This window comes from Pantoea sp. B270 (assembly GCF_018726825.1).
GTDB classification, from domain to species: domain Bacteria; phylum Pseudomonadota; class Gammaproteobacteria; order Enterobacterales; family Enterobacteriaceae; genus Pantoea; species Pantoea dispersa.
Map to the genome: position 1 here is coordinate 247,480 of NZ_JAHCSX010000002.1, position 22,041 is coordinate 269,520.

At 58.3% G+C, this 22,041-nt stretch carries 26 protein-coding genes and 1 riboswitch; of the genes, 16 read left to right on the forward strand and 10 right to left on the reverse strand.

What is annotated here, in order from left to right; all coding sequences use genetic code 11:
* Position 1: 1 nt before the first annotated feature.
* Positions 2–883, reverse strand: coding sequence for a LysR family transcriptional regulator (locus KOL70_RS17525; protein WP_215481190.1), 882 nt, complete (start codon positions 881–883; stop codon positions 2–4).
* 123 nt (positions 884–1,006) lie between these two features.
* On the opposite strand from KOL70_RS17525, the gene KOL70_RS17530 reads away from it, so the two are divergent.
* Both KOL70_RS17530 and KOL70_RS17535 read left to right on the forward strand, forming a co-directional pair.
* Positions 1,007–1,732: a pirin family protein gene (locus KOL70_RS17530; RefSeq protein WP_215481191.1), complete on the forward strand. Its 726-nt coding sequence runs from the start codon at positions 1,007–1,009 to the stop codon at positions 1,730–1,732.
* Positions 1,733–1,985: 253 nt separating this feature from the next.
* Positions 1,986–2,195, forward strand: a complete 210-nt coding sequence (locus KOL70_RS17535) for a glycine zipper 2TM domain-containing protein (RefSeq protein WP_031279978.1) — start codon at positions 1,986–1,988, stop codon at positions 2,193–2,195.
* Between the two features lie 119 nt (positions 2,196–2,314).
* Here KOL70_RS17535 and KOL70_RS17540 read toward each other — a convergent pair whose 3' ends face one another.
* The 3 genes from KOL70_RS17540 to KOL70_RS17550 form a co-directional block, all read right to left on the reverse strand.
* Positions 2,315–3,022 (reverse strand): RES family NAD+ phosphorylase, encoded by a 708-nt coding sequence (locus KOL70_RS17540; protein ID WP_215481192.1) that lies wholly within the window; start codon positions 3,020–3,022, stop codon positions 2,315–2,317.
* Entirely contained in the window at positions 3,015–3,692 is a 678-nt protein-coding gene (locus tag KOL70_RS17545; protein ID WP_215481193.1) for a hypothetical protein, read from the reverse strand. Before KOL70_RS17545 ends, KOL70_RS17540 begins: the two co-directional genes overlap by 8 nt.
* A 178-nt stretch (positions 3,693–3,870) precedes the next feature.
* On the reverse strand, positions 3,871–4,308 hold the full coding sequence (locus KOL70_RS17550) for a 6,7-dimethyl-8-ribityllumazine synthase (protein ID WP_021508918.1): 438 nt from the start codon (positions 4,306–4,308) through the stop codon (positions 3,871–3,873).
* 165 nt (positions 4,309–4,473) lie between these two features.
* Positions 4,474–4,593, forward strand: a riboswitch (TPP riboswitch).
* 127 nt (positions 4,594–4,720) lie between these two features.
* On the opposite strand from KOL70_RS17550, the gene KOL70_RS17555 reads away from it, so the two are divergent.
* The 8 genes from KOL70_RS17555 (at position 4,721) to KOL70_RS17590 (ending at position 10,610) form a co-directional block, all read left to right on the forward strand.
* Positions 4,721–5,665 carry an FAD-dependent oxidoreductase gene (locus KOL70_RS17555; protein ID WP_021508919.1) on the forward strand — a complete coding sequence of 315 codons (945 nt, stop codon included), beginning with the start codon at positions 4,721–4,723 and terminating at the stop codon, positions 5,663–5,665.
* A complete protein-coding gene (gene thiS, locus KOL70_RS17560) occupies positions 5,649–5,846 on the forward strand; it encodes a sulfur carrier protein ThiS (protein WP_215481194.1) in 198 nt (65 codons plus the stop codon). Before KOL70_RS17555 ends, thiS begins: the two co-directional genes overlap by 17 nt.
* 3 nt (positions 5,847–5,849) lie before the next feature.
* Positions 5,850–6,608: a thiazole synthase gene (locus KOL70_RS17565; protein ID WP_215481195.1), complete on the forward strand. Its 759-nt coding sequence runs from the start codon at positions 5,850–5,852 to the stop codon at positions 6,606–6,608.
* Positions 6,609–6,618: 10 nt separating this feature from the next.
* Positions 6,619–7,587 carry a HesA/MoeB/ThiF family protein gene (locus tag KOL70_RS17570; RefSeq protein WP_215481197.1) on the forward strand — a complete coding sequence of 323 codons (969 nt, stop codon included), beginning with the start codon at positions 6,619–6,621 and terminating at the stop codon, positions 7,585–7,587.
* On the forward strand, positions 7,584–8,300 hold the full coding sequence (locus KOL70_RS17575) for an ABC transporter ATP-binding protein (RefSeq protein WP_058776077.1): 717 nt from the start codon (positions 7,584–7,586) through the stop codon (positions 8,298–8,300). Before KOL70_RS17570 ends, KOL70_RS17575 begins: the two co-directional genes overlap by 4 nt.
* On the forward strand, positions 8,284–9,018 hold the full coding sequence (locus tag KOL70_RS17580; protein ID WP_058776076.1) for an ABC transporter permease: 735 nt from the start codon (positions 8,284–8,286) through the stop codon (positions 9,016–9,018). Before KOL70_RS17575 ends, KOL70_RS17580 begins: the two co-directional genes overlap by 17 nt.
* A 9-nt stretch (positions 9,019–9,027) precedes the next feature.
* Complete coding sequence (locus KOL70_RS17585; protein ID WP_215481199.1) at positions 9,028–9,957, forward strand: ABC transporter substrate-binding protein; 930 nt, start codon at positions 9,028–9,030, stop codon at positions 9,955–9,957.
* A 185-nt stretch (positions 9,958–10,142) separates the two neighbouring features.
* Positions 10,143–10,610 carry a hypothetical protein gene (locus KOL70_RS17590; protein WP_058759022.1) on the forward strand — a complete coding sequence of 156 codons (468 nt, stop codon included), beginning with the start codon at positions 10,143–10,145 and terminating at the stop codon, positions 10,608–10,610.
* Between the two features lie 77 nt (positions 10,611–10,687).
* Here KOL70_RS17590 and KOL70_RS17595 read toward each other — a convergent pair whose 3' ends face one another.
* The 3 genes from KOL70_RS17595 to KOL70_RS17605 all read right to left on the reverse strand — a co-directional run bounded on the left by KOL70_RS17595 (position 10,688) and on the right by KOL70_RS17605 (position 12,760).
* Entirely contained in the window at positions 10,688–10,987 is a 300-nt protein-coding gene (locus KOL70_RS17595) for a helix-turn-helix domain-containing protein (protein WP_021508926.1), read from the reverse strand.
* Positions 10,971–11,342, reverse strand: a complete 372-nt coding sequence (locus KOL70_RS17600) for a type II toxin-antitoxin system RelE/ParE family toxin (protein WP_215481201.1) — start codon at positions 11,340–11,342, stop codon at positions 10,971–10,973. Before KOL70_RS17600 ends, KOL70_RS17595 begins: the two co-directional genes overlap by 17 nt.
* Before the next feature lie 500 nt (positions 11,343–11,842).
* Positions 11,843–12,760, reverse strand: coding sequence for a LysR family transcriptional regulator (locus tag KOL70_RS17605; protein WP_215481203.1), 918 nt, complete (start codon positions 12,758–12,760; stop codon positions 11,843–11,845).
* Between the two features lie 136 nt (positions 12,761–12,896).
* On the opposite strand from KOL70_RS17605, the gene KOL70_RS17610 reads away from it, so the two are divergent.
* Both KOL70_RS17610 and nfsB read left to right on the forward strand, forming a co-directional pair.
* Positions 12,897–13,898 carry a zinc-binding alcohol dehydrogenase family protein gene (locus tag KOL70_RS17610; RefSeq protein ID WP_021508931.1) on the forward strand — a complete coding sequence of 334 codons (1,002 nt, stop codon included), beginning with the start codon at positions 12,897–12,899 and terminating at the stop codon, positions 13,896–13,898.
* 104 nt (positions 13,899–14,002) lie between these two features.
* A complete protein-coding gene (nfsB, locus tag KOL70_RS17615) occupies positions 14,003–14,656 on the forward strand; it encodes an oxygen-insensitive NAD(P)H nitroreductase (protein WP_058770319.1) in 654 nt (217 codons plus the stop codon).
* Positions 14,657–14,685: 29 nt separating this feature from the next.
* Here nfsB and KOL70_RS17620 read toward each other — a convergent pair whose 3' ends face one another.
* Positions 14,686–16,065 (reverse strand): heavy metal sensor histidine kinase, encoded by a 1,380-nt coding sequence (locus KOL70_RS17620; protein WP_215481205.1) that lies wholly within the window; start codon positions 16,063–16,065, stop codon positions 14,686–14,688.
* Positions 16,062–16,736: a heavy metal response regulator transcription factor gene (locus tag KOL70_RS17625; RefSeq protein ID WP_021508934.1), complete on the reverse strand. Its 675-nt coding sequence runs from the start codon at positions 16,734–16,736 to the stop codon at positions 16,062–16,064. The genes KOL70_RS17620 and KOL70_RS17625 overlap by 4 nt, the downstream gene beginning before the upstream one ends.
* A 267-nt stretch (positions 16,737–17,003) precedes the next feature.
* Between KOL70_RS17625 and KOL70_RS17630 the strand changes: the two genes are divergently transcribed.
* Complete coding sequence (locus tag KOL70_RS17630) at positions 17,004–17,774, forward strand: transporter substrate-binding domain-containing protein (protein ID WP_215481206.1); 771 nt, start codon at positions 17,004–17,006, stop codon at positions 17,772–17,774.
* Between the two features lie 38 nt (positions 17,775–17,812).
* Positions 17,813–18,895 (forward strand): DUF2817 domain-containing protein, encoded by a 1,083-nt coding sequence (locus KOL70_RS17635; protein WP_215481207.1) that lies wholly within the window; start codon positions 17,813–17,815, stop codon positions 18,893–18,895.
* On the opposite strand, the gene KOL70_RS17640 is transcribed toward KOL70_RS17635, so the two are convergent.
* Positions 18,880–19,650, reverse strand: a complete 771-nt coding sequence (locus KOL70_RS17640; RefSeq protein WP_058759026.1) for a 2OG-Fe(II) oxygenase — start codon at positions 19,648–19,650, stop codon at positions 18,880–18,882. The two genes, KOL70_RS17635 and KOL70_RS17640, sit on opposite strands and share 16 nt — an antisense overlap.
* 97 nt (positions 19,651–19,747) lie before the next feature.
* On the opposite strand from KOL70_RS17640, the gene KOL70_RS17645 reads away from it, so the two are divergent.
* Both KOL70_RS17645 and KOL70_RS17650 read left to right on the forward strand, forming a co-directional pair.
* Positions 19,748–20,647, forward strand: a complete 900-nt coding sequence (locus KOL70_RS17645; RefSeq protein ID WP_215481208.1) for a LysR substrate-binding domain-containing protein — start codon at positions 19,748–19,750, stop codon at positions 20,645–20,647.
* 92 nt (positions 20,648–20,739) lie between these two features.
* Positions 20,740–22,035: an SLC13 family permease gene (locus tag KOL70_RS17650; RefSeq protein WP_215481209.1), complete on the forward strand. Its 1,296-nt coding sequence runs from the start codon at positions 20,740–20,742 to the stop codon at positions 22,033–22,035.
* Positions 22,036–22,041 lie beyond the last annotated feature (6 nt).

The window sequence follows — 22,041 nt, forward strand, 5'->3', positions numbered from 1 at the left end:
TTCATTTGCCTGCCAGCTTGGCCTGCAGGAACGTCATAAATACCCGATTGATCTCGCTGCGCTGGCGATGCTGCGGATACAGCGCATTCAGGTGCAGCGAGGCCGGATGCCAGTCATCCAGTACCGTCACCAGCTCACCTCGCGCCAGCGCCGGAGCCACGATAAACTCCGGCAGCAGGATCATCCCCAGCCCGGCGACGGCCGCATCACGCAACATTTCTCCGTTATTGCTGACCATCGGTCCCTGGACCGCCAGCACTTTACGCGTGTCGCCCTGAAACAGCTCCCAGCCGGTCTGGCTTTCACGTCCATAGCGCAGACAGAGATGGTGCAGCAGATCCTCCGGCTCACGCGGTGCGCCGGCGCCCTGCAGGTAGGCCGGGCTGGCGCAGATCACGCGGCGGAATTCCCCCAGCCGTTTGGCGATCAGGCTGGAGTCCGGCAGCGTGCCGATGCGAATCGCCATATCAAAACCTTCACCCACCATATCCACATGCCGATCGGCCAGTTCCACCTGGAACTGGATACCGGGATGCTGGCTCAGGAATTCGGCGATAAAAGGGGAAAGATGGCTGATGCCGAACGACATCGGCACGCTGAGACGGAAACTGCCGCGCAGCACCTGACGACGACCGGACACCGCAAGTTCGGCTTCCTGCACATCATCCAGAATGCGCTGCGCATGCTGGGCAAACAGCTGGCCGTTGTCGGTGACAGACAGTTTGCGCGTATTGCGATTCAGCAAACGCGCCCCGAGCGACTCTTCCAGCGCGGCGATGCGCCGGCTGACGTATTGCTTAGAGAGCATCAGCTGTTCAGCCGCAGCGGTAAAATTGCCCGCTTTGATTACGGCGACGTAAATCCGGAGATCTTCAATCTGCATATTGTCCACTTATCTGTGACAGTCATTGTCATAAAGGCGCATTGTTGGGCAAATCAGTTTACGTATACTGGTCAGCAACGGGAAGGGCCTTCGCCCTCCAGCTAAAAATTTAAGGAGCAGACCATGATTGAACAACGACTGTCCGAACAACGTGGCTTAGGCGATCACGGCTGGCTGCATTCACGCCATACCTTTTCGTTTGCCAGCTACTGGGACCCACAACAGACCGGTTTCTCCGATCTGCTGGTGATTAACGATGATCAGGTAGCACCGGGTCGCGGTTTCGGTGCGCATCCGCACAACAACATGGAGATTATCTCTTACGTGCTGGAAGGCGCGCTGGAGCATAAAGATTCCATGGGTACCGGTTCGGTTATCGTGCCCGGTGACGTGCAGCTGATGAGCGCTGGCAGCGGCGTGACGCACAGCGAGTTTAACCACTCGAAACATGATAATGTGCACTTCCTGCAGATCTGGATTGTGCCGGCAGAACGCGGTACCGAGCCAGGTTACCAGCAGGTGTCAGTGGCAGAGGCCGACAAACGCGGTCAGCTGCGCCTGATTGTTTCGCCACAAGGCGACAACGGCTCGCTGCGCGTACGTCAGGATATGCGTATTTACGCGGGACTGTTTGACGGTGCCGAGCAGCAGACGCTGGAACTGGCTAACGATCGCTATGCTTACATTCATGTGGCGCGCGGCAGCATTGAAGTGAATGGCGTGAGCTTTAAAGCCGGCGATGGCGCGCGCGTACGCAATGAGACGGCGCTGCAGTTCGCTAACGGTAACAACGCTGAAGTGCTGGTGTTTGATTTACGACCAGTAGAAGTTAATCATCCGCAGCGTTAATTCATTGCGCGGTAAGTCAGCGAGGCATGGCGTGAACCTTCACGCCATGCCTTTTTATTTGGCTTAAGGTACGAATAATAACCAGCACCTGACAGGTCCGGCATAAAATAGGAATTTTTACCTTCCACAAAAATGCAAAGCCCCTTAAATTTGCCTCCAGGATAAGCACGCTACGCCAGGTATTTGGCGGCTAAACAACAAACAAAGTTAACACTATTACATTCCATTAGAATTAATGGTAATGAGGATTTTGATGGTTTTAAAACGCAGCTTTAATATCGCAGTGGTATTGGTTCTAGCCTTTTCTGTAACGGCTTGTGGCATGTCTCATCGTGGCCGCAACACCGCCATTGGCGCCGGTGTGGGTGCGGTGGGCGGCGCTGTTCTGACCGGTGGCAGCACCTTCGGTACCCTCGGCGGCGCGGCTATCGGCGGCCTGATTGGTCACGAAGTCAGCCGTTAATTTTACCGGTACTCAGGATTTCGCCAGCAGGAATGCTGGCGAAATTTTAAACCATTTCATTTTTTAAATCCTAATTCGCCCACTTTTCTCTTTTATCCATTGCGGGATAGCATCGTGTTTTATTTGGCTGCAATGATAAACACACCTAATCGCGATGCGAGATGTAAAACCTCGCCATAAGTATCGGAATCATCAATCAGGCTTAATGATTTATTAAGTGGCGTCAGCATGCCAGGTGAAATTCGATCGCCAAATAACATCACTGCCCGCGCTGAATCATCCTGACGGGATATCCATGAAAGGCCCTGCGCTGATTCACTCTGATGATGCAGAGCGGCTGCCCAGCGTCGGGTGAGGGGATAGTGATGTTTTTCTGTATCGATAAGCTGCTTACGCGTGATACCTAACTTGCGCAATGCGATGCTGCTCAGGTCGATCAGCAGCATATCTTCATTAACTTTAAGACAGGAGTAAAGTTGATAATGTAATTTATTCTTATCCAGCGTCTTAAGACCGGGTGCGAAAGGCACGTCATGAAATACCGTTTCCATTAATGCGCAATCTCTGGTTGAACCGCCGTATAGAGTCGGTATTGGCTGCCCATGTCTGGTTTTTATCGGACTGAAGCGGGCATTCCCTTTCACTCCAGGATTAAACTGGTTGGCGGCATAATGCGACAGATGGACCCGGTGCAGAATGCTTCCTGCTGAAAGCGTAATAAATGACAGCTGAAGTAAAGCGCCTGGCAATGGCGCACCTTCTTCGGCAGTAATAACAGGCAGAGTTGATAAATCATCAGGTTGCGCCGCAGTGCTGCGCTTATCCATGCGTTATTCCTTCCATTTCATCCAGAGCGGCGTCGATGACGCGTTGCGCTTCGGTTAGCAGTAGATCCTGTGGTCGTTTGCCCGCAAGGAAACTGTTATTAGACAGAAACCACAACGCAATAGCCCAACTGTCTTTGCGTCCGGCAAAAATCCTGAGTATTTGAGCCAGTGGTTTAACCGGGCGAAAGTGCGTGTCGCGATCCAGGCCATAATCGGGGAAATAATCTATCCCATTGTGATTGATGGCAAATATCTGGCCGCTTTTTTTCCATTTATTCGGCTGAGCGCTCGGATTTGTGGAACTCAACCCTGCCAGTTGCGCCACTTCTGCGGCGCTGAGCCAGTTTCCGCTCTCCAGCACGGCATTGCGCGCCTCTAGTAACATCGCCGCTTCTTTGAGTAAATGAGGCGAAGCTGGCACGCGCGGTAACATCGCACTGGCAAGTTGCTCCAGCGATTCCTGCCGCTGCCGCTGCTGAAAAATTGCAAACATGGATGAAGCGATTGCGGAAAGATTTTCTGACAGGTTGCGCAGCGTCAGCGCATCGCCTGGATGGTCGAAAGTAATGGCAACAACGTGACTGGCATGTGATTTTGACAGCCGACCCTGAATCTCCTGCGGGGTACCTGTCAGTGCAGAAACTCCGGTGTGATCTTTATCGCTAACCATCAGTTAACTCCCGCAAGGTTATTTAGGTTATCTTATTTTAATGATATCCCGAATAACTTGCAATGGCATCAATGGTGCTGCTTTAAGTAATCAAGAGGCGAGAGGTGAGAGGTAAGAGGGAGCACACTGCAGGAAACGGATTGTTAAAAGTGGGAAAAGCTAACAATCCGTTTGAGGTTCAGTCGATCTGTAGCTGATGAATCATCAGAGCGGCGCGGGCGGCTTCTTTGCCTTTTTTAATAAAATGTTCGGTATAAAACGCTTCAATCGCATCGACCGGCTGAAAATTGTGCGGAGTGAGTGATACCGAAAACACCGGAACATTGGTGGTGAGCTGCACATTCATCAGGCCATCGACGACGGCCTGCGCGACAAAGTCATGGCGATAGATGCCACCGTCGACCACCAGCGCGGCGCAGACAATCGCATCAAATTTGCCGGTTTCGGCCAGGCGTTTGGCCAGCAGCGGCATTTCAAACGCGCCGGGTACATCGTAGCTTTTTAATGTATTTTCGACGCCTTGTTCGGTCAGTTCCTGCTCAAATCCCACCAGCGCGTTGTTCACGATCGCCTGATGCCATCCTGCTTTGATAAAAGCCACACGAAACTTATTCATAATGCTTCCATGATTAGCTGAAAAATTTATAAGTGAATAATAAAAAAGTCTTTTTTATCATCTGCCCGCTATCCGTCTGGTATACCATATGTTGCAATTTTGATCCACAACGCGGGCAGTGCGGTTAACGTGCTGCTTGACGCCAGCCAGCGCCTGCAATACAAATAGACGCGTCGGGGGAGTCTCGCCTGAGAGACTGAGAGGCTAATAGCGCACTGCGCGGCTTAGCGACCCTTTGAACCTGACCCAGTTGATACTGGCGTAGGAAGACTGACGGTTTGATGTGCAAAGCCGTCTGACGCAAAGGCGAGCCCGATCGCTGGCGTCGATTCCCTTCACCTGTATCTGCGGGTCTCAGTTATCACTGAGAGGCCGATGTGAATTCCCCAGATTATTTACCGGAACGTTGTTCATGAGCCGCTGGAGCGTGCTCGGTAGCGGCGTGTCCGGGCTTTGTGTCGCCACGCTGCTGGCTGAGCGCGGCGAAACCGTCGAGGTCATTGACGATGAAGCACGTCAGCCTGCCTCGTGGTTTGCCGGTGGCATGCTGGCGCCGTGGTGTGAAGCAGAAAGCGCGCCAGCCGACGTAATTACCCTCGGCCAGCATGCTGCGGCATGGTGGCAAACGCGCGTCAGCAGCGTGGTGCATCAGGGCACGTTAGTGCTGGCACCGCCGCGTGATAACCCGGAGTTAAACCGCTTCGCGCGCATGACGACGGCGCATCAATGGGTTGATCCGGCGTCGCTCGAACCGGCGCTGGAAAACCGGTTTGCGCGCGGACTGTTTTTCCCGCGCGAAGCACATCTTGATCCGCGCCGCGCGCTGGCTGAGCTGCGTGACAAACTGCTGCAGCGCGGCGTCCGCTTTGATGCGCGCCAGCCATCGGGCCAGATCATCGACTGTCGCGGTATCCATGCCAGAGCGCAACTCTCCGGCCTGCGCGCGGTGCGCGGGGAAATGCTGATCCTGCAGAGTCATGAGGTGACATTTTCCCGGCCGATTCGTCTGCTCCATCCGCGTTTTCCCTGTTATCTGGTGCCGCGTCGCGACGGCCACTTCATGCTCGGCGCCACCATGATCGAAAGCGACGATGCCAGCGCTATCAGCGCGCGCGCCATGATGGAACTGCTCAGCGCGGCCTACACCCTGCACCCGGCGCTGGCGGAAGCGCGCGTCATCGAAAGCGGAAGCGGTCTGCGTCCGGCATGGCCGGCTAATCTGCCGGAAATCCACTATCACAACGGTATTTTTTATCTTAACGGCATGTATCGTCATGGTTTTCTGCTGGCACCAATGATGGCAGAACAGCTGATGCAGCGCCTGTCCGGGGAGGTTAGCCATGAATATTCAGCTTAACGGCCGCATCATCAGCACTGAGGCCACCAGCCTCAGCGAATTGCTGATCGAACAGCAAATCGACGCGGCCTGTGTTGCCACCGCCTGCAATGGCAATTTTGTGCCGAAAGGTCAGTATGCCAGCCTGCAGTTACAGGAAGGCTGGCAGCTGGAAGTCCTGTCACCGATGCAGGGAGGCTGAGCGATGTTTTACGATTTTACGCCGCAGTCACGCTTGCTGCTCGGCACCGCAGGCTACCCTTCACCGGCGATTTTGCAGCAGGCGATCGCCACATCCGGCAGTGAAATTATCACTGTCAGCCTGCGCCGCGAAGGCACGGCGGGCGCGGCTTTTCGCGAGCTGCTGACGGGCCTGAATGTGCGCGTGCTGCCCAATACTGCTGGCTGCCACACGGTCAAAGAGGCCGTCACCACCGCGCACATGGCGCGCGAGTTGTTTAACACGCCATGGATCAAGCTGGAAGTGATTGGTCATGCCGATACGCTGCAGCCCGATCCGTTCGCGCTGGTCGAAGCGGCACGCATTTTGTGCGCCGACGGCTTCCAGGTGTTTCCCTACACCACGGAAGATCTGATTGTCGGTGAAAAACTGCTGGCCGCCGGCTGTGAACTGCTGATGCCGTGGGGCGCGCCCATCGGCTCCGGCCAGGGATTGCGAAATATTGACGGGCTGCGGGCGATGCGAGCCTGGTTCAGCGATATTCCACTGATCATTGATGCCGGCATCGGCGCGCCGTCACAGGCAGCGCAGGCGATGGAGATGGGCTTCGATGCCATCCTGCTCAATACCGCCGTGGCGAAAGCGGGCGATCCGGTGGCGATGGCGCGCGCGTTCAGCCAGGCGATCGCTGCCGGGCAGGGCGCGCGAAAGGCCGGGCTGATGGAGAAGCGTGATATGGCCGTGGCCTCAACGCCGATCTTCGGCCTCGCTAACCTGAACTAAGGAGCGCGCAATGGAACGCTACCAACGCCAGATGATGCTGCCGGAAATTGGCGTCGTCGGGCAGCAGAAACTGGCTCGCGCCCGCGTACTGGTAGCCGGTGCCGGTGGGCTGGCCGCCACGCTGCTGCCTCAACTGACGGGCGCGGGCGTCGGTCAGCTGTGTCTGTACGATGACGATCAGGTCGCGCTGCATAACCTGCATCGCCAGACGCTGTTCACCCTGCAGGATGTGGGGCGCAGCAAAGCTGTGGCGGCGCAGCAGGCTTTGCAGCAGCGTAATCCTGAGGTGCAAATCGAAGCGGTGCCCGAGGCGCTGAGCGCCAGCAATATCGTGCAGGCGCTGACGGGGTGCGATCTGGTAATTGATGCCGCCGATAACTTCGCGGTGACTTACCAACTGTCTGATGCCTGCTTTCAGGCAGGCATACCGCTGATCAGCGCCTCGGTGCTGGGTCGTCAGGGCTATGCTGGCGGTTTTTGCGGCGGCGCACCGAGTTATCGTGCGCTGTTTCCGCAGCTGCCTGCCTCCGCAGCTAACTGCAACACCGCTGGCGTGATGGGCCCGGCCGTGGCGGCGCTGGGGGCGATGCAGGCGCAGATGGCGCTCAGCGTACTGCTCGGGCTGCAACCCTCACCGCTCGGCTGCATGGTCAACTGTGACTTCGTCAGCTGGCACTTTCGTTCGTTCCGCTTTGATGCGGCACAGGAACCGGCCCAGCCCGGCGTGCCGTTTATTGATGCTCACCTGTTACAACCCGGAGACTGTATTGTGGAGCTGCGCAGCTGCGAAGAGGCGCCCGCCAGCGTGGCCGATCGGGTTGAGCGCGTATTGCCGCACGAACTGGACGCCTGGCAGCCACCGGCGGATCGCCGCATCGTACTGGTCTGCGCCAGCGGCATCCGGGCAGCGCAGGCGGCCAGCGCACTGGCGCAGCGCGGCTTTAGCCACCTGGCAATTCTGGCGGCGCGGCGGCCATGACGCAGGACATCCGCTTTGACCAGGTGAGCTTTGCCTGGGGCGAAAAACAGCTGTGCGATCGGCTCAATCTGCAACTGCGCGGCGGCAAAACCACGGTGCTGCTGGGCTGTAGCGGCATTGGTAAAAGTACGCTGCTGCGTCTGGTGGCCGGCCTGGTGCAGCCGCAGCAGGGCAGCCTGAGCGGTATTGCGCAGCACGTGGCATGGATGGGGCAGCAGGATCTGCTCTATCCGTGGCTGACGGTGCTGGAAAACGTGATGCTGACGGCGCGTCTGAGCGGTGCGAAGCCGGACCGCGTGCGGGCGCACCATTTGCTGGCGCAGGTGGGACTGGAAGACGAGGCACAAGCCGCGCCCTCACAGCTCTCAGGTGGTATGCGGCAGCGGGTCGCGCTGGCGCGCACGCTGTATGCGCAGCGCGAGCTGGTGCTGATGGATGAGCCGTTCGCCACGCTGGATGTTATGACTAAACACCAACTGCAAACGCTGACCGCGACGCTGCTGCGCGGCAAAACGGTGCTGCTGGTGACCCACGATCCGCTGGAAGCCTGTCGTATGGCCGATGACATTCTGCTGTTGCACGGCCAGCCGCTGCAGGTGACGCACTGGGCTGTGCCGGCAGGTACGGTGCCGCGCGCGCTCAATGATGCCGGACTGCTGCAGGCGCAGGCCGAACTCTTTTCCCGACTGAATTCCTATGAAAAAGCTGAGTAGTGGTATCTACCTGATCGCGGTGGTGCTGGGCGTGTGGCTGCTGGCGCGCCACAACGGCGTACCGGCATTTCTGCTGCCGGCACCGCAGGCGGTGCTGGAGGCTCTGTGGCAAAAGCGGCAGCTGCTCGCGCATCACGCAATGTTCACGCTGGCGGAAATTGTGCTGGCGCTGCTGCTGGGCGTCGGGGGTGGCGTGGTGCTGGCGGTGCTGATGGCCTCCAGCCCGCTACTGCGTCGGGTGCTGTTTCCGTTGGTGACGGCCAGCCAGACCATCCCGGTATTTGCGCTGGCCCCGCTGCTGGTGCTGTGGCTGGGTTTTGGCATCGCGTCAAAAGTGGTGGTGGCGGCGCTGATTTTGTTTTTCCCGCTGTGCCTGTCGCTGTTCGACGGTTTATGTCGTACGCCTGCCGGCTGGCTGGAGCTGGCGCAAACTCTGTATCCCTCGCGCTGGCGAATTTTCTGGCGCGTGCGCTGGCCTGCTGCGCTGCCGCAGTTTTTCGCCGGCCTGCAGATGGCGGTGGTGCTGGCACCCATTGGGGTGGTGATCGGCGAGTGGGTTGGTGCCAGCGAAGGGTTGGGCTACCTGATGATGCAATCCAACGCGCGGCTGGAAACGGCCACCAGTTTTGCCGCACTGCTGCTGTTAATGAGCCTGGCGCTGCTGCTCTCAGCGGCCGTGGCGCTGGTGCGTAAAAAATTTCTCTGGCAATCATACTAAGGAACTTGAGTGAAAAGACTTCTTCGTGCCATCGCTTCGTTACTGCTGCTGGCCGCCATCAACGCACAGGCAGCCGAAAAGGTGCGACTGCTGCTCGACTGGTTCATTAACCCTAACCACGCGGCGATCTTTGCCGCTCAGTACAGCGGGGCGTTTAAACAGCAGGGGCTGGATGTCGAGATGATCGCACCGGCGGATTCCGCGTCGGTACCGCTGTTGCTGGCGGCAGGCAAAGCGGATCTGGCGATTAGCTATCAGCCTCAACTCTATACGCTGGTGGACAAGCAAGTGCCGGTGATCCGGGTTGGCACGCTGATTAACCAGCCGCTGAACACCCTGACAGCCGTATCGGGCGATATCCACAGTATTAAAGACTTCGCCGGTAAATCGATTGGCTATGCGATTCCCGGCGCGGAAGATGTGGCTATCCGCAACATGCTGAAATCGCAGGGCGTCGACGTTAACAGCGTGAAGCTGGTAAATCTGAATATGGACGCCGTCTCCGCGCTGCTGACGCATAAAATTGACGGCGCGCTGACCATCTTCCGTAACTACGAGCTGCTGGATTTGCAGGACAAAGGCGCAAAGCCGGTGTCGTTTAAACCGGAAGATTACGGCGTGCCGGCCTACGATGAGTTGATCATTCTGGCCAACAGCAACACAGCGGCAAACGATCCTCGCATCCCGGCATTTCTGCGTGGGCTGGATGCGGGCATCGCCTGGCTGCGCGCTCATCCGCAACAGGCATGGCAGGCGTTCATTAAGCGTTACCCTGAACTGGATACGCCGCTCAATCATCAGGCCTGGCAGGCGACGCTGCCTTATTTTGCAACGCACAGTGCGGAATTCAATCAGGCGCGTTATCAGGCATTTGGTGAATATATGAAAGCCAACGGGCTGATCACCACCGTGGCGCCGCTGGCGCGCTATTCACTATAATCCATCCGCTTGCGCCGTTTTCCCGGGCCGGGAGAACGGCGCGCATTGACATTGCGTGCGGCCGGGGGACAAACGAAGACCCGCATCCCCGGTTTTCGGAAAATACTGGATTTCAGTGACTGTTATCACTGCGCGGGTAACGCTAAAATAAATACTTCTCATTTAGCAGAAGGTTTTTCGTCACGATGTTTTCGCGTTTCACACTGGCCACGTTAACGGCCACACTCCTGCTCACCGGCTGCGCGCGTCATGCTGCCAGCGACAGCAGCGCTGATGCTGCCGCCGCAGAAGCCCCGGCTACCGCTTCCGCTCCGGTCGAAAACAACGATAGCGCTTCGCCGTTTGCCAGCGGACCGACCGTCATCAATGTCTCCCATCTGGTGACGCGCACCGACGATGGCTCATCCGTGTACGTGACGGTGGATGGCCAGGAAGCCGGACTGCTGCAAAAGGGCGAGAGTAAAGAGCTCCGCGTTCCGGCCGGTAAACACCAGATTGGCGGCTACGTACAAACACTGTTTGGTTTTGGCAAAGTGACCATTCCTGCGGTCGATGTCACCACAGACACCAATGGCCCGAAAAACGTGGTCTATTCCGTTACGCGGCAAAAACCGCAGTTCAGCGAAAGCGCTGCCACGCCAAACAACTCCTGATTGACTGTGGTGCGGGCCAGATGTCGGCACCGTTGATCGGAGTCCGGGGCAGGGCGTTATGCGCTCTGCCTGAACGGTCAGATAATTAAGTCGACATGCTGACCACCCGGCATCTTTACACCCAGCGTCAGCTCTCCACCCAGCGCCTCAATGTAGCGCTTCAGCGTGGAAATTTTTAACTCTGCGCCACGCGCTTCCATCGCCGCCACAGATGACTGGGCAATGTGCATGGCCTGCGCTTGCTGACGCTGAGTCCGCTGCATCTGCTCACGTAATTGATAAAGCTGGTATTCCAGACGCATCTGGCTGACGCGTTCATCGACCTGATGTTGCTGTTCGGGCGTCAGCGCCGCCAGCATCTCATCCAAGGTTTTCATTATGTGTTTCCCCGATTGCTTTCAGATGATGATGGTATTCGGTTTCGGCAATGCGAAGCATCCGCTGATAGAAACGCTTTTGATTTTTACCCTGTTTGTTGCCGGCACACAGCACAATCGCATGGCGGCGCGGATCGAAAACAAAAAAGCTACGGATGGGACGACCTTTACTTTGCACGCGAAGCTCTTTCATATTGGGCACCCGGGATAACATCAGGGTATCAACGAAAGGGCGGCCAAGATGCGGACCGTCCTGCGCCAGAAGCTTCAGGGCGGCAAGCACGTCGAGACGCAACGCTTCATCCTGAGCCTGCAACCATTTCCAAAACCGATCTGTTGCTTCAACCTGCCACACGATACCATCCTTGATAGTCTGTAGTCTATTTTATCGTCTGCAGTCTATCAAGGCTCGCGGATTAAAAAATCCGTGACGGGGAATTTATCTCATCTTTCGAGTCTGGCTCGTAAAAAACAGCGGTAAAGCGCAGCGCATTAAGCCATCAGTGCATCAACGCATACACGACATCAATGGCGTTGATGACCAGGAAGAACAGGATAATGTGGGTGAGAGCATTAACGGACATCGCTTTGGGTTGAGACATCATCAGTCCTGAATAATTAACGTGAATACAGTGAAGTAACGTTAAATATTACCTGTTAAGAATAAGATTACTATGCTGTGCCACGGTTATCAGAGGTGCCGGACGGCTGCGTTCTCATGCGCGGATTCAGAAGGCGCAGCATTTCATCCGCTTGCGGTCGTGCGTCCTTAATTTTAAAGATAAATCGCAGAGGGATTCGCCTGATGGCTGGCCCGGATTGCGTGGCTGATGGCGTCGAGGCGCAGCGGTGAGATTAAATCGCCGGTAAGATTTGCGCCGTCAGAGTGCGTAAATGTTCACGCAGTAATTGATGTAAAGCGCGAATCGCCGGCGAGAATTGTTTGCGATGCGGGCAGATTAAATGCAGCGGCGTGCTTTCGCCTGGCAGCTGCGGCAGCACCCGTTCCAGCCGGCCGTGTCTGATATCGTCGCAGACATCAAGCCAGGATTTATAAGCAATCCCCATCCCGGCAATCGCCCAGCGGCGCGCCACTTCAGCGTCGTCGCACAGCAGCCGGCTTTTCACCGTAATCTGTCGCCGCATCCCTTCCTGCGGAAAAGTCCATTTATCATACACGTGACCGCCCATGACAAACGGCAGACAGTGATGCTGTGCCAGATCCTCGAGTTTTTCCGGACGGCCATGTCGATCGAGATAATCGGGTGCGGCGACCATCACACGGCGGTTTTCTTCCGCCAGCGGTAGCGCGACATAGCTGCTGTCCTCCAGCTTACCGTAGCGAATGGCGATATCCACCGGATCGCGGAACACGTCACTCACCTGATCGGAAAACGAGAGACGCAGCCCGAGCGCCGGATGCGCCCGGCAAAATTCTGTCAGCAGCGGCAGAATAATATGGCGGCCGATGTCAGACGGCAGAGCGATTTTCAGCTCTCCGCTCAGGGCATCGTCGTGGCTTTGCAGGCTTTCTGCACCGGCGTGCATCAATGCCAGTATCTCTTGCGCGAACGGCAGATACTTTTCGCCTTCCGCCGTTAAACGCAGGCTGCGCGTCGATCGCGCAAACAGGCGGCGATCGAGATCGCGCTCCAGCCGCTGGATGGCGGCGCTGACCTGACCGGGCAGCAGGTTGGCTTCGCGCGCTGCGCGGGAAAAGCTGCCCAGCGCGGCAGAGCGCACAAACAGGGTGACATCTTCTAAACGAATCATCGACGTTCTCGCCATTATTTTGATTTTCACTCTACGAGTGAAAGTGTTGTCCTGCAACAGGCATTTTTCCCGGCGCGATGTCTGGCTATGCTGCTGTCAACACCCTGAAAATATTCACTCACCTGGAGCCTGTTGCATGAAAGCGATTGTTTATAGCCAAAACGGTTTACCGATTTCAGATGAAAATGCGTTATATGAACTGGACGTGGCGAAACCGCAGCCAGGCGCACGCGATCTGCTGGTAAAAATCAGCGCGATTGCGGTTAACCCGGTTGATACCAAAGTGCGTGCTGGCGCCCCGACAGACACGCCGCGCATTCTCGGCTGGGATGCGGTGGGCGTGGTCGAGGCGGTGGGCAGCGATGTCACACTGTTTCAGCCCGGCGATGAAGTTTACTATGCCGGCGACATCACACGCGCTGGCAGCTATGCCGAGTACGGACTGGTGGATGAACGCATCGCCGGACTCAAGCCGCGCACGCTGAGCGACGCCGATGCCGCCGCGCTGCCGCTGACGTCACTTACCGCGTGGGAACTGCTGTTTGATCGCCTGGAAATTGATGCTGCCGACGAAGGCACATTGCTGATCATCGGCGCGGGCGGCGGCGTGGGTTCGATGCTGACGCAGCTGGCGCGCAAACTGACCCGACTGACGGTCATTGGTACCGCCTCTCGCCCGGAAACCGCCGACTGGGTGCGCTCGCTGGGTGCCCATCATGTTATCGATCACCAGCGTCCGCTGGGTGAGCAGCTGGCAGCGATTGGCCATAAAGAGGTGCGCTACGTGGCCTCACTGACCCATACCGACAGCTACTATCCGCAGTTGATCGATGTGCTGGCTCCGCAGGGCAAACTGGCGCTGATTGACGATCCGGAAACACTGGATGCGGTACCGCTGAAGCGCAAAGCCATCTCGTTGCACTGGGAACTGATGTTTACCCGCTCGCTGTTCCATACCGCCGATATGCAGCGCCAGCATCAGATTCTGCAGCAGGTGAGTCAGCTGATTGACGATCAAACCCTGCAGACCACCGCTGGCGAGCATCACGGCAGCATCAGCGCGGCCAACCTGCGTAAAGCGCATGCGCTGATTGAAAGCGGTCGCGCACGCGGCAAGATTGTCCTCAGCGGCTTTTAAGTCATTAAAACACGTAAGGTTAACCGTCCGTCAGCCCGGGCGGTTATGGTAGCGACTTTGCTATTTATCTGCGCTCTGGCGCAATCTTCAATCAGGAGACTCTCATGACCCTTAATGATGCGGTTGCCCGCCGTCACACCGTAAAAGCTTTCTCTGCGGGCAAAACGCTGCCGCAGCAGGAGATCGACACGCTGCTTAACCTGCTGCGCAACAGCCCGTCATCGGTTAACTCGCAGCCGTGGCACTTTGTTGTCGCGTCGACTGCGGAAGGGCGGGAAAAGATGGCGCAATCCACCAGCGGCGCGTTCATTTACAACAACCCTAAGGTGCTGAACGCCTCACACGTGATTGCGCTGTGCATGCGCACCGATCTGGATGAAGCGCACCTGCAAAATGTGCTGGCGCAGGAAGAGAAAGACGGGCGTTTTGCCAAACCCGAAGCCAAAGCCGGGCAGGATAAAAGCCGCCGCAGCTACGTGGATATGCACCGTTATGAGCTGCGCGACGTGCCGCAGTGGATGGAGAAACAGGTCTATCTGGCGCTGGGCGGACTGTTACTGGGTGCCGCGATGCTCGGCATTGATGCCACCCCGATGGAAGGCTTTGATGCGCGCGCACTTGACCAGGCGCTGGGCCTGCGTGAACAGGGCTTTACCAGCGTGGTGCTGGTTTCGCTTGGCTATCGCAGTGAGGAAGATTTCAACGCTACGCTGCCGAAATCGCGTCTGCCGCAGGACGAAATTTTCACCTTTATCTAAGGGACTTAACCAGGTGCGCACCTGCGCGCTCAACGTGGGAACCGCAGGCAGAAACGGGTGATGCCGTGTTCGCTGCTCACCGTGCAACTGCCCTGATGCAGTTGCATGATCCCGCGCACGATCGACAGACCCAGTCCGCTGCCGCCCTGCTGGCGTGACGCATCGGCGCGCCAGAAGCGGTCAAACAGGCGTGCCTGCTGCGCCTGACTTAGCGTCGGCCCCTGATTCTCCACCACCAAAAGCATGGCGTCTGGCTGCGGAATGCTGGAGACGTGAATGGTGCCGTCGCGCGTGCCGTAATGCAGCGCGTTAGCGATCAGATTCGCCAGCGCGCGCTGTAACAACTGTGGATCGGCGTGCAACTCGCCGTGAAGCGAGATGACAAGCTGCATGCCATGCTCTTCCGCCATGCCCTCAAAATAGTCACTCAACCGCTCACCCAGCGGTGTCAGATCGATGCGTTGCCTGTCCAGCGCCTGGCTGGCGTCTGCGGCTTTGGCGAGAAACAGCATGTTATCAATCATCTTCGCCAGCCGCTCCAGCTCCGCATAATTGGAACCCAGCAGCGTTTGATACTCGCTGACGCTGCGCGGCTGGTTCAGCGCCACTTCCGTCTGGCCAAGCAGCGTGCCAATCGGCGTGCGCAGATCGTGTGCCATGTCCGCTGAGACCTGGCTAAGTTGCTGATAACCTTGCTCCAGCCGGCTCAGCATCTGGTTGAGCGCCGCCAGCAGCGGTTGCAGCTCGCCTGGCGCACTGGTCAGTTCAATGCGATGCGACAGCCGCCGCACGTCGATCACCCCGGCTTCCGCTGCCAGCCGGCGCAGCGGCGTCAGGCCGCGGCGCACCAGCAGCACACTGATCGCGGCGACCAGCAGCGCCGCCAGCGCGGTGCACAGGATAATCTGGTGGCGATAGCCGGTGAGGGTCTGCGTGCGGTCGCTCATCAGGCGACCGGTGATGATTTCGATCTGGCCGCTGCCATCGCGCGTTGGTGTTAACGCGGCGGCGGCAATAAACGGCGTGCCGTCCGTCGCCTGCTGATGGTGGACCGATTGCAGGGTTAACGGCTGATCGGCGGCGACCGGCGTAATGGCTGGCACCTGACGCCCGCCGGGATTGATCACGATCAGCGGCGGCTGGCCGGGAAAGCGCAGCACCAGCAACGATTCGGTATTGCCCAGCATGTTGGCGAACAGCCGCGGCTTCTGCTGAATCAGCGTCAGCGCATCTTCATCGCGCAGCAGCGTGCGCATTTGATCGATGCGCGTCAGCAGGGCTGCGTCATCGCGCACGCCGATCTGCTTCGCCAGTGCGTGATACAGCGCCATGCCGCTAAGTGTAAAAATGACCACCACCGTTGCACTGAGCAGTAGCGAAAGGCGGACGGCGAGCGAGCGGGGTTTCATGTTTCAGCTTCGCAGCGATAACCGACACCGTGCACGGTATGAATTAATGGTCGGGTAAAAGGGCCGTCAATTTTCTGCCGCAGCCGTTTTACCGCCACATCCACCACGTTGGTGTCGCTGTCAAAATTCATATCCCAGACGCGCGACGCAATCACCGTGCGCGTCAGTACCTCGCCGGGATGCAGCAGAAACAGATGCAGCAGATTGAACTCTTTGTTGGTCAGGTCGATGCGCTGTCCGGCGCGCTCGACCCGGCGACGGGCAATATCCAGCTGCAGATCGGCCAGCGTCAGGATGTCTGGCAGCTTTTGCTGGCTACCGCGCCGCAATTGAGTGCGCACGCGCGCCAGCAGTTCGGCGAAGGAGAAGGGCTTGACCAGATAGTCATCGGCACCCAGTTCCAGCCCTTTGATGCGATCTTCCACCGTGCCTTTGGCGGTGAGGAAAATCACCGGCGTTTGCAATTGCTTATCCAGCTGCGCCATCACCTCCCAGCCATTGATGCCGGGCATCATCACATCCAGCAGAATCAGATCGTAATGGTGCTCCTGCGCATAAAACAGGCCATCCTGACCGTTTTCCGCCACGTCGACGATAAAACCGGCCTCGGTCAATCCTTTGCGCATGTAATCACGCGCCCCGGCTTCATCTTCTATCACCAATATTTTCATGCGATCTCCCGGCAGTGGCGGCCGCTTGCTGATGGCGGGCAGTATAACGCGGGTTAGCATAGAAAACCGAGGCTGACAGCGGCATGAGCCCCGGATGACAAAATCATGACAGAGCGTTAAGTAAAACTTAATGGCGCGACAAATTTCGCTAACTCATTAACATATATAAGAATTTGCTCTGCATTTTTGCGCGCTTTTGATGGTGGCGTCAGCGGCATCGTGTTATTACAAGGTTAAAACCTGTGAGATAGCCTGCCGGAGAGCATCATGAAAAAGCGTTGGTCTTATGCCTTACTGTTGTCACTCAGCGCCCTTAGCCAACTGGCTGCGGCGCAGCAGACGCTGCGTTTTGGCGTCGATCCCACTTTTCCACCGTTCGAATCCAAAGCCAGCGATGGCTCGCTGCAGGGTTTTGATATTGATCTGGGCAATGCCATCTGTGCGCAGGCCAAAGTGAAATGTCAGTGGGTGCAGATTGGCTTTGACGGCAGCATTCCGGCGCTGCAGGCGAAGAAATTTGACGCCATTCTGTCGGCGATGTCGATGACGGAGAAGCGCCGCGAGCAGGTGGCGTTCAGCGATATGCTGTATATCACGCCCAGCGCGCTGCTGACACCTGCCAATAGCACGCTGACGGGGGACATCAGCACGCTGCGCGGGAAGAATATCGGCGTCGCGCAGGGCACCATTCAGGAAACCTACGCCAAAACGAAGTGGGCACCGCAGGGCGTCAACGTGGTCTCGTATCCGAATCAGATGGAGATCTACCCGGATCTGGTAGCGGGTCGACTCGATGCCAGCCTGGCGAATGCGGTTTCGGCCGAGCAGGGCTTTCTCAACACGCCGGAAGGCAAGGGCTATGTCAATAAAGCCACGCTGGTGGATAAAGCATTATTGGGCAACGGCGTGGGTATCGGGCTGCGTAAAGGCGATACGGCCAATCTTACTTTAATAAACAATGCGCTGGCCGCGCTGCACAGCAACGGCACCTATGACCGGCTGGCGCAGAAGTACTTTAAGGTTAAGGTTTATCCCTAATCGCAGGGCGATTTGCGTTCATTACGCACAGGAAAATCATGTCGTTACTCCCTGATTATACCCAGCAGCGGGCGCGATTCCTGGCCGCCGTCACGCGCCAGCACGGCGCGCTGACTGCCTATCGCCATCCGCTGACCGCGCCCGACGGGGCCGCGCTGTACACCGACGTCGCGGTGATCGGCGATCCGGCGGCTCCCAAACGCATGCTGATTCTCTCCGGCACACATGGTGTGGAGGGCTATTACGGTTCAGACAGCCAGATCGCCTGGCTTGATAGCCTTGATGTCGCCGCGTTACCGCCCGACTGCGCCCTTGTGCTGGTCCATCTGCTAAATCCATGGGGCGCTGCGCATCTGCGGCGCGTCAATGAAGACAATATCGATCTCAACCGGAATTTCATCGATTTCAGCCAGCCCGCACCCGCTAATCCGCACTATGCGCTATGGCACGATCTGTACCACGGCGACCGCGCACATGCCGATCGGCTGCTGGCGGAGACACTGCAGCAGTCAGGCTGGCCGGCGCTAAAACGGGTAGTGGAAGCGGGCCAATATCAGGCAGCAGATGGCCTGTTTTATGGCGGGCAGCAGCCGGCCTGGTCGCACCGCACGCTGCACGCCATCGTCGAACAGCATCTGCGTCAGGCGCAGGTCATCCTGAGTTTCGACCTGCACACCGGTGCCGGCGCGTGGGGCCATCCGATGCTGCTGGCGATTGCTGAACAGCGCTATCCGGCGCATGACTGGGGCAAAACGTTATACGATGAGTGGCTGACGCTGCTGTTTACCGGCGCCGGGCGCGACAGCGACACCGGCGTGACCGCCACGGCAACGGGCTATGTCTCGCAGTTTCTGCTGACGTCGCTGCCTGACACGCAGCTGCTGCCATTGGTGGTGGAGTGCGGCACTTATCCGGGCGAAGAGATGCATCGCCGGGTGCGCGACGATCACTGGCTGCATCTGCAGGGCGATCCGGCAAGCCACGCCGGACGCGCGCTGAAGCAGCAGCTGGTGGAGGGGTTCTGGCCCGCCGATGAAGACTGGCGCGCCTTAACTGCGTTTCGTACCCGGCAGATTTTCCTGCGCGGCTGGCGCGCTCTGGTGGCTTACAACCGGCCGTAAAAGGTCATGCGCGCGGTTTCGGACAGCGCGATACCGGGCTGGGTGTTGTAGGCCAGCACCGCCAGCATACGCGTGACATCGCCTTCGGTGGGCGTCACGCGGTGCAGCGAATTGCGCCCGCGAAACAGCACCAGGTCACCGGCATCAATCTCCAGCGCCTCGACCGGCTGGCGCTGATCGAGTACGGCGGCGACGCCGTCGTAGTTCATCTCGCCGGCATCCGCATCGCGCAAATCTTTCACATACTCGAATACACCGCCGCCGCGCGGTTTTTGCACCAGCAGCGTGATGGCGAAAGAGGAGTTGTCAAAATGCCAGCCGAGTTCCTGGCCGTCAGGTGCGTAATGCAGATTGATGGACGACAGCGGGTCTGCATACGGATATAGCGCCTCCTCGTCCAGCACATCACACAGAAAGCGTTTAAACAGTTCGTCATTGTACAGCTGACGCAGCGGCGATTCCGCTGCAATCACATCGTCGGTGATGCAGCCTTTGGTGCTGATTACGTCACGATTGCGCGGATGATCGGCACGGTACGCCTCATCCGGCTTCAGCAGATAGACGTTGTGCTTGCTGACGGTGTGGTAAGCCAGATGGCGCTGGGCCAGCCCGTCAGCCACGATCGCCTGCAGCGCAGCCGGTTGCAAAAACTGACGCAGCACCAGCGCGCCGTGTTGCTCCAGCTGCTGGCGACAGTGCCGACGCCAGTCGGCGTCGGCCAGTGGGTGCAAATCAAATCGAATCAAAGCAGACATCGCGGTGGTTCTCTGAGTTGGCAGGTGTAGAGACTGTAACGGCCTGATATGTTGATGCCTAACGATAAATATTTAACGCCTTGCCAAGGAAACCTTAATGCCTGCACCCGCGTCGCGTTTGCCGAAAATCAGCGTGATTCAGTCGTTCAAAGTGGCGGCGGAACTTGGTAGCCTGGCGAAAGCCGCCGCACAGCTGGCGCTGACGCCGGCTGCCGTCAGCCAGCAAATTCGTCAGCTGGAAGCGCAGCTGGGCAGCGCACTGTTTGTGCGTACCCAGAGCGGCGTGATGCTGACGGAAACCGGCAAAGAGTATCTGCGCTACGTCAGTGAAGCGTTCGACATTCTGCATCTGGGGCAGCAAAATTTGCGCCATGCGGCCAGCATGCCAAAGCTGACGCTCTATTCACTGCCGGCGCTGGCATCGAAATGGCTGCTGCCGAATATCACCGCCTGGCGGGCTCACTGCACGGGCTGCGATCTCAGCCTGCACGGCACTCATGCGCCGGTGGATTTCAGCGCCACACCGGCAGATTTCGTCATCTGCTTTGGTGAGGATCGCTACCCGCAACTCGACAAGCAACGGCTGTTCTGTGACGAGGTGCTGCCGGTCGCCAGCCCGGCGCTGATACAGCGTTACCCGGGCGAGTCGTTGCTCAGCCAGGCGCCGTTGATCCATCTGGACTGGGGCAATGAAGGGCGCTTTCTGCCCGACTGGCGCAGCTGGTTTCAGGCCAAAGGCAGCATGGAGCCAGCGGCCCAGCCGGCATTCAGCTTTAACCTCACCTCCCTGGCCATCGACGCGGCGGTAGCCGGGGCCGGTGTGCTGCTGGGGCAGCGTCGCCTGATTGCCGGCGAACTGGTGCGCGGCGCGCTACGGGTGGTGGATCCGCTCAGCCTGCCGCTGAGCAAACCCTATTTCCTCGCCTGGCCACAGCGCTCCCGCAGTCAGCCCGGCAGCGAGGCGCTGATACAGTGGCTGACGCAGCTGGCGAGTTAACAAACTGTTAACTGCCGCAGCGTTCTGCGCCAGCAATTGCCCTATGCTGATGCGCTTTGTGCGCAGTTGCGAAGAAAGGGAGTTCAGGCACGATGATCGAGTCCTCATTCTGGCTGACCACGCTGGTGGTCAGCATCACAATTTTGCTGTGGGCGCTGGCGCGGTTGCCGGAATACCTTACCGCGCTGCTGTTTTTTGCGGCGGCGATGCTGCTGTCGATAGCGCCAGCCAGCAGCGTATTCAGCGGTTTTGCCTCCTCAGCGTTCTGGCTGGTGCTGAGCGGTTTTGTGCTGGGCGCGGCGATCCGCAAAGTGGGCCTTGCCCAACGCTGGGCCAACTGGCTGGTGGTGCCGTTCAGCCAGAGCTGGCCGCGGATGGTGGCGGGCACGGTGCTGCTGAGTTATCTGCTGGCGCTGGTGATGCCGTCGAACATGGGACGCATCGCGCTGCTGATGCCGGTGGTGCTGGCGCTGGGCGAGCGGGCCGGTATCCGGCCGGGCAGTCGCGGCAGCATTGGGCTGGCGCTGGCGGTGGGCTTCGGCACCTTTCAACTCTCTGCCAGTATTCTGCCCGCCAACGTATTAAACCTGGTGCTGAGCGGCGCGGCGGAAAGCGCGTACCAGCTGCATTTGCAATGGCTGCCGTGGTGGCTGCTGCACATGCCGGTGGTGGGGCTGGGCAAAGGTATTCTGCTGGTTGCCTGCATTACGCTGCTGTTCCGCGCTCAGCCGCAGCCGGTGGCAACGCGGGAAGCATTGCCGGCGCTCAGCGGGCGCGAATGGCGGCTGATTGCTCTACTGGCCGTCACTCTACTGTTGTGGATGACCGACAGCCTGCACGGCTTATCCGCTGCGTGGGTCGGGCTGGCCGCGGCGTGTCTGTGTTTGTTACCGCGCGTGGGCTTTCTTTCGGGCGACGATTTTGCCAGCGGCGTCAATTTCCGCACCTGCATCTATATCGCCGGCATTCTCGGCGTCGCCACGGTGGTGGTGGACTCTGGCCTGGGGCGGCTCATCGCCAATGCACTGCTTCACCTGCTGCCGCTGCATGACTCGCCGTCATTCAGTAATTTTGCCGTGCTCAATGCGCTGGTGACGCTGCTGAATTTTGTGCTCACCGCCAACGGCGTGCCGGCGATGGTCACGCCGATGGCGCAGGAGCTGGCTGCCGCTTCGGGCTTTCCGCTACTGAGCGTGGTGATGTTGCAGGTTTTTGCCTACGCCACACCGCTGCTGCCATATCAGGCGTCGCCCATCGTGGTGGCAATGGGGTTGGGGAATGTGCCTGCCAGAGCCGGTCTGCAGCTGTGCCTGCTGGTGTTTGTGCTGAGCGCGCTGCTGCTGTTACCGCTGGATTATCTGTGGTTCCGGCTGCTAGGCTATGCCTGATACGCC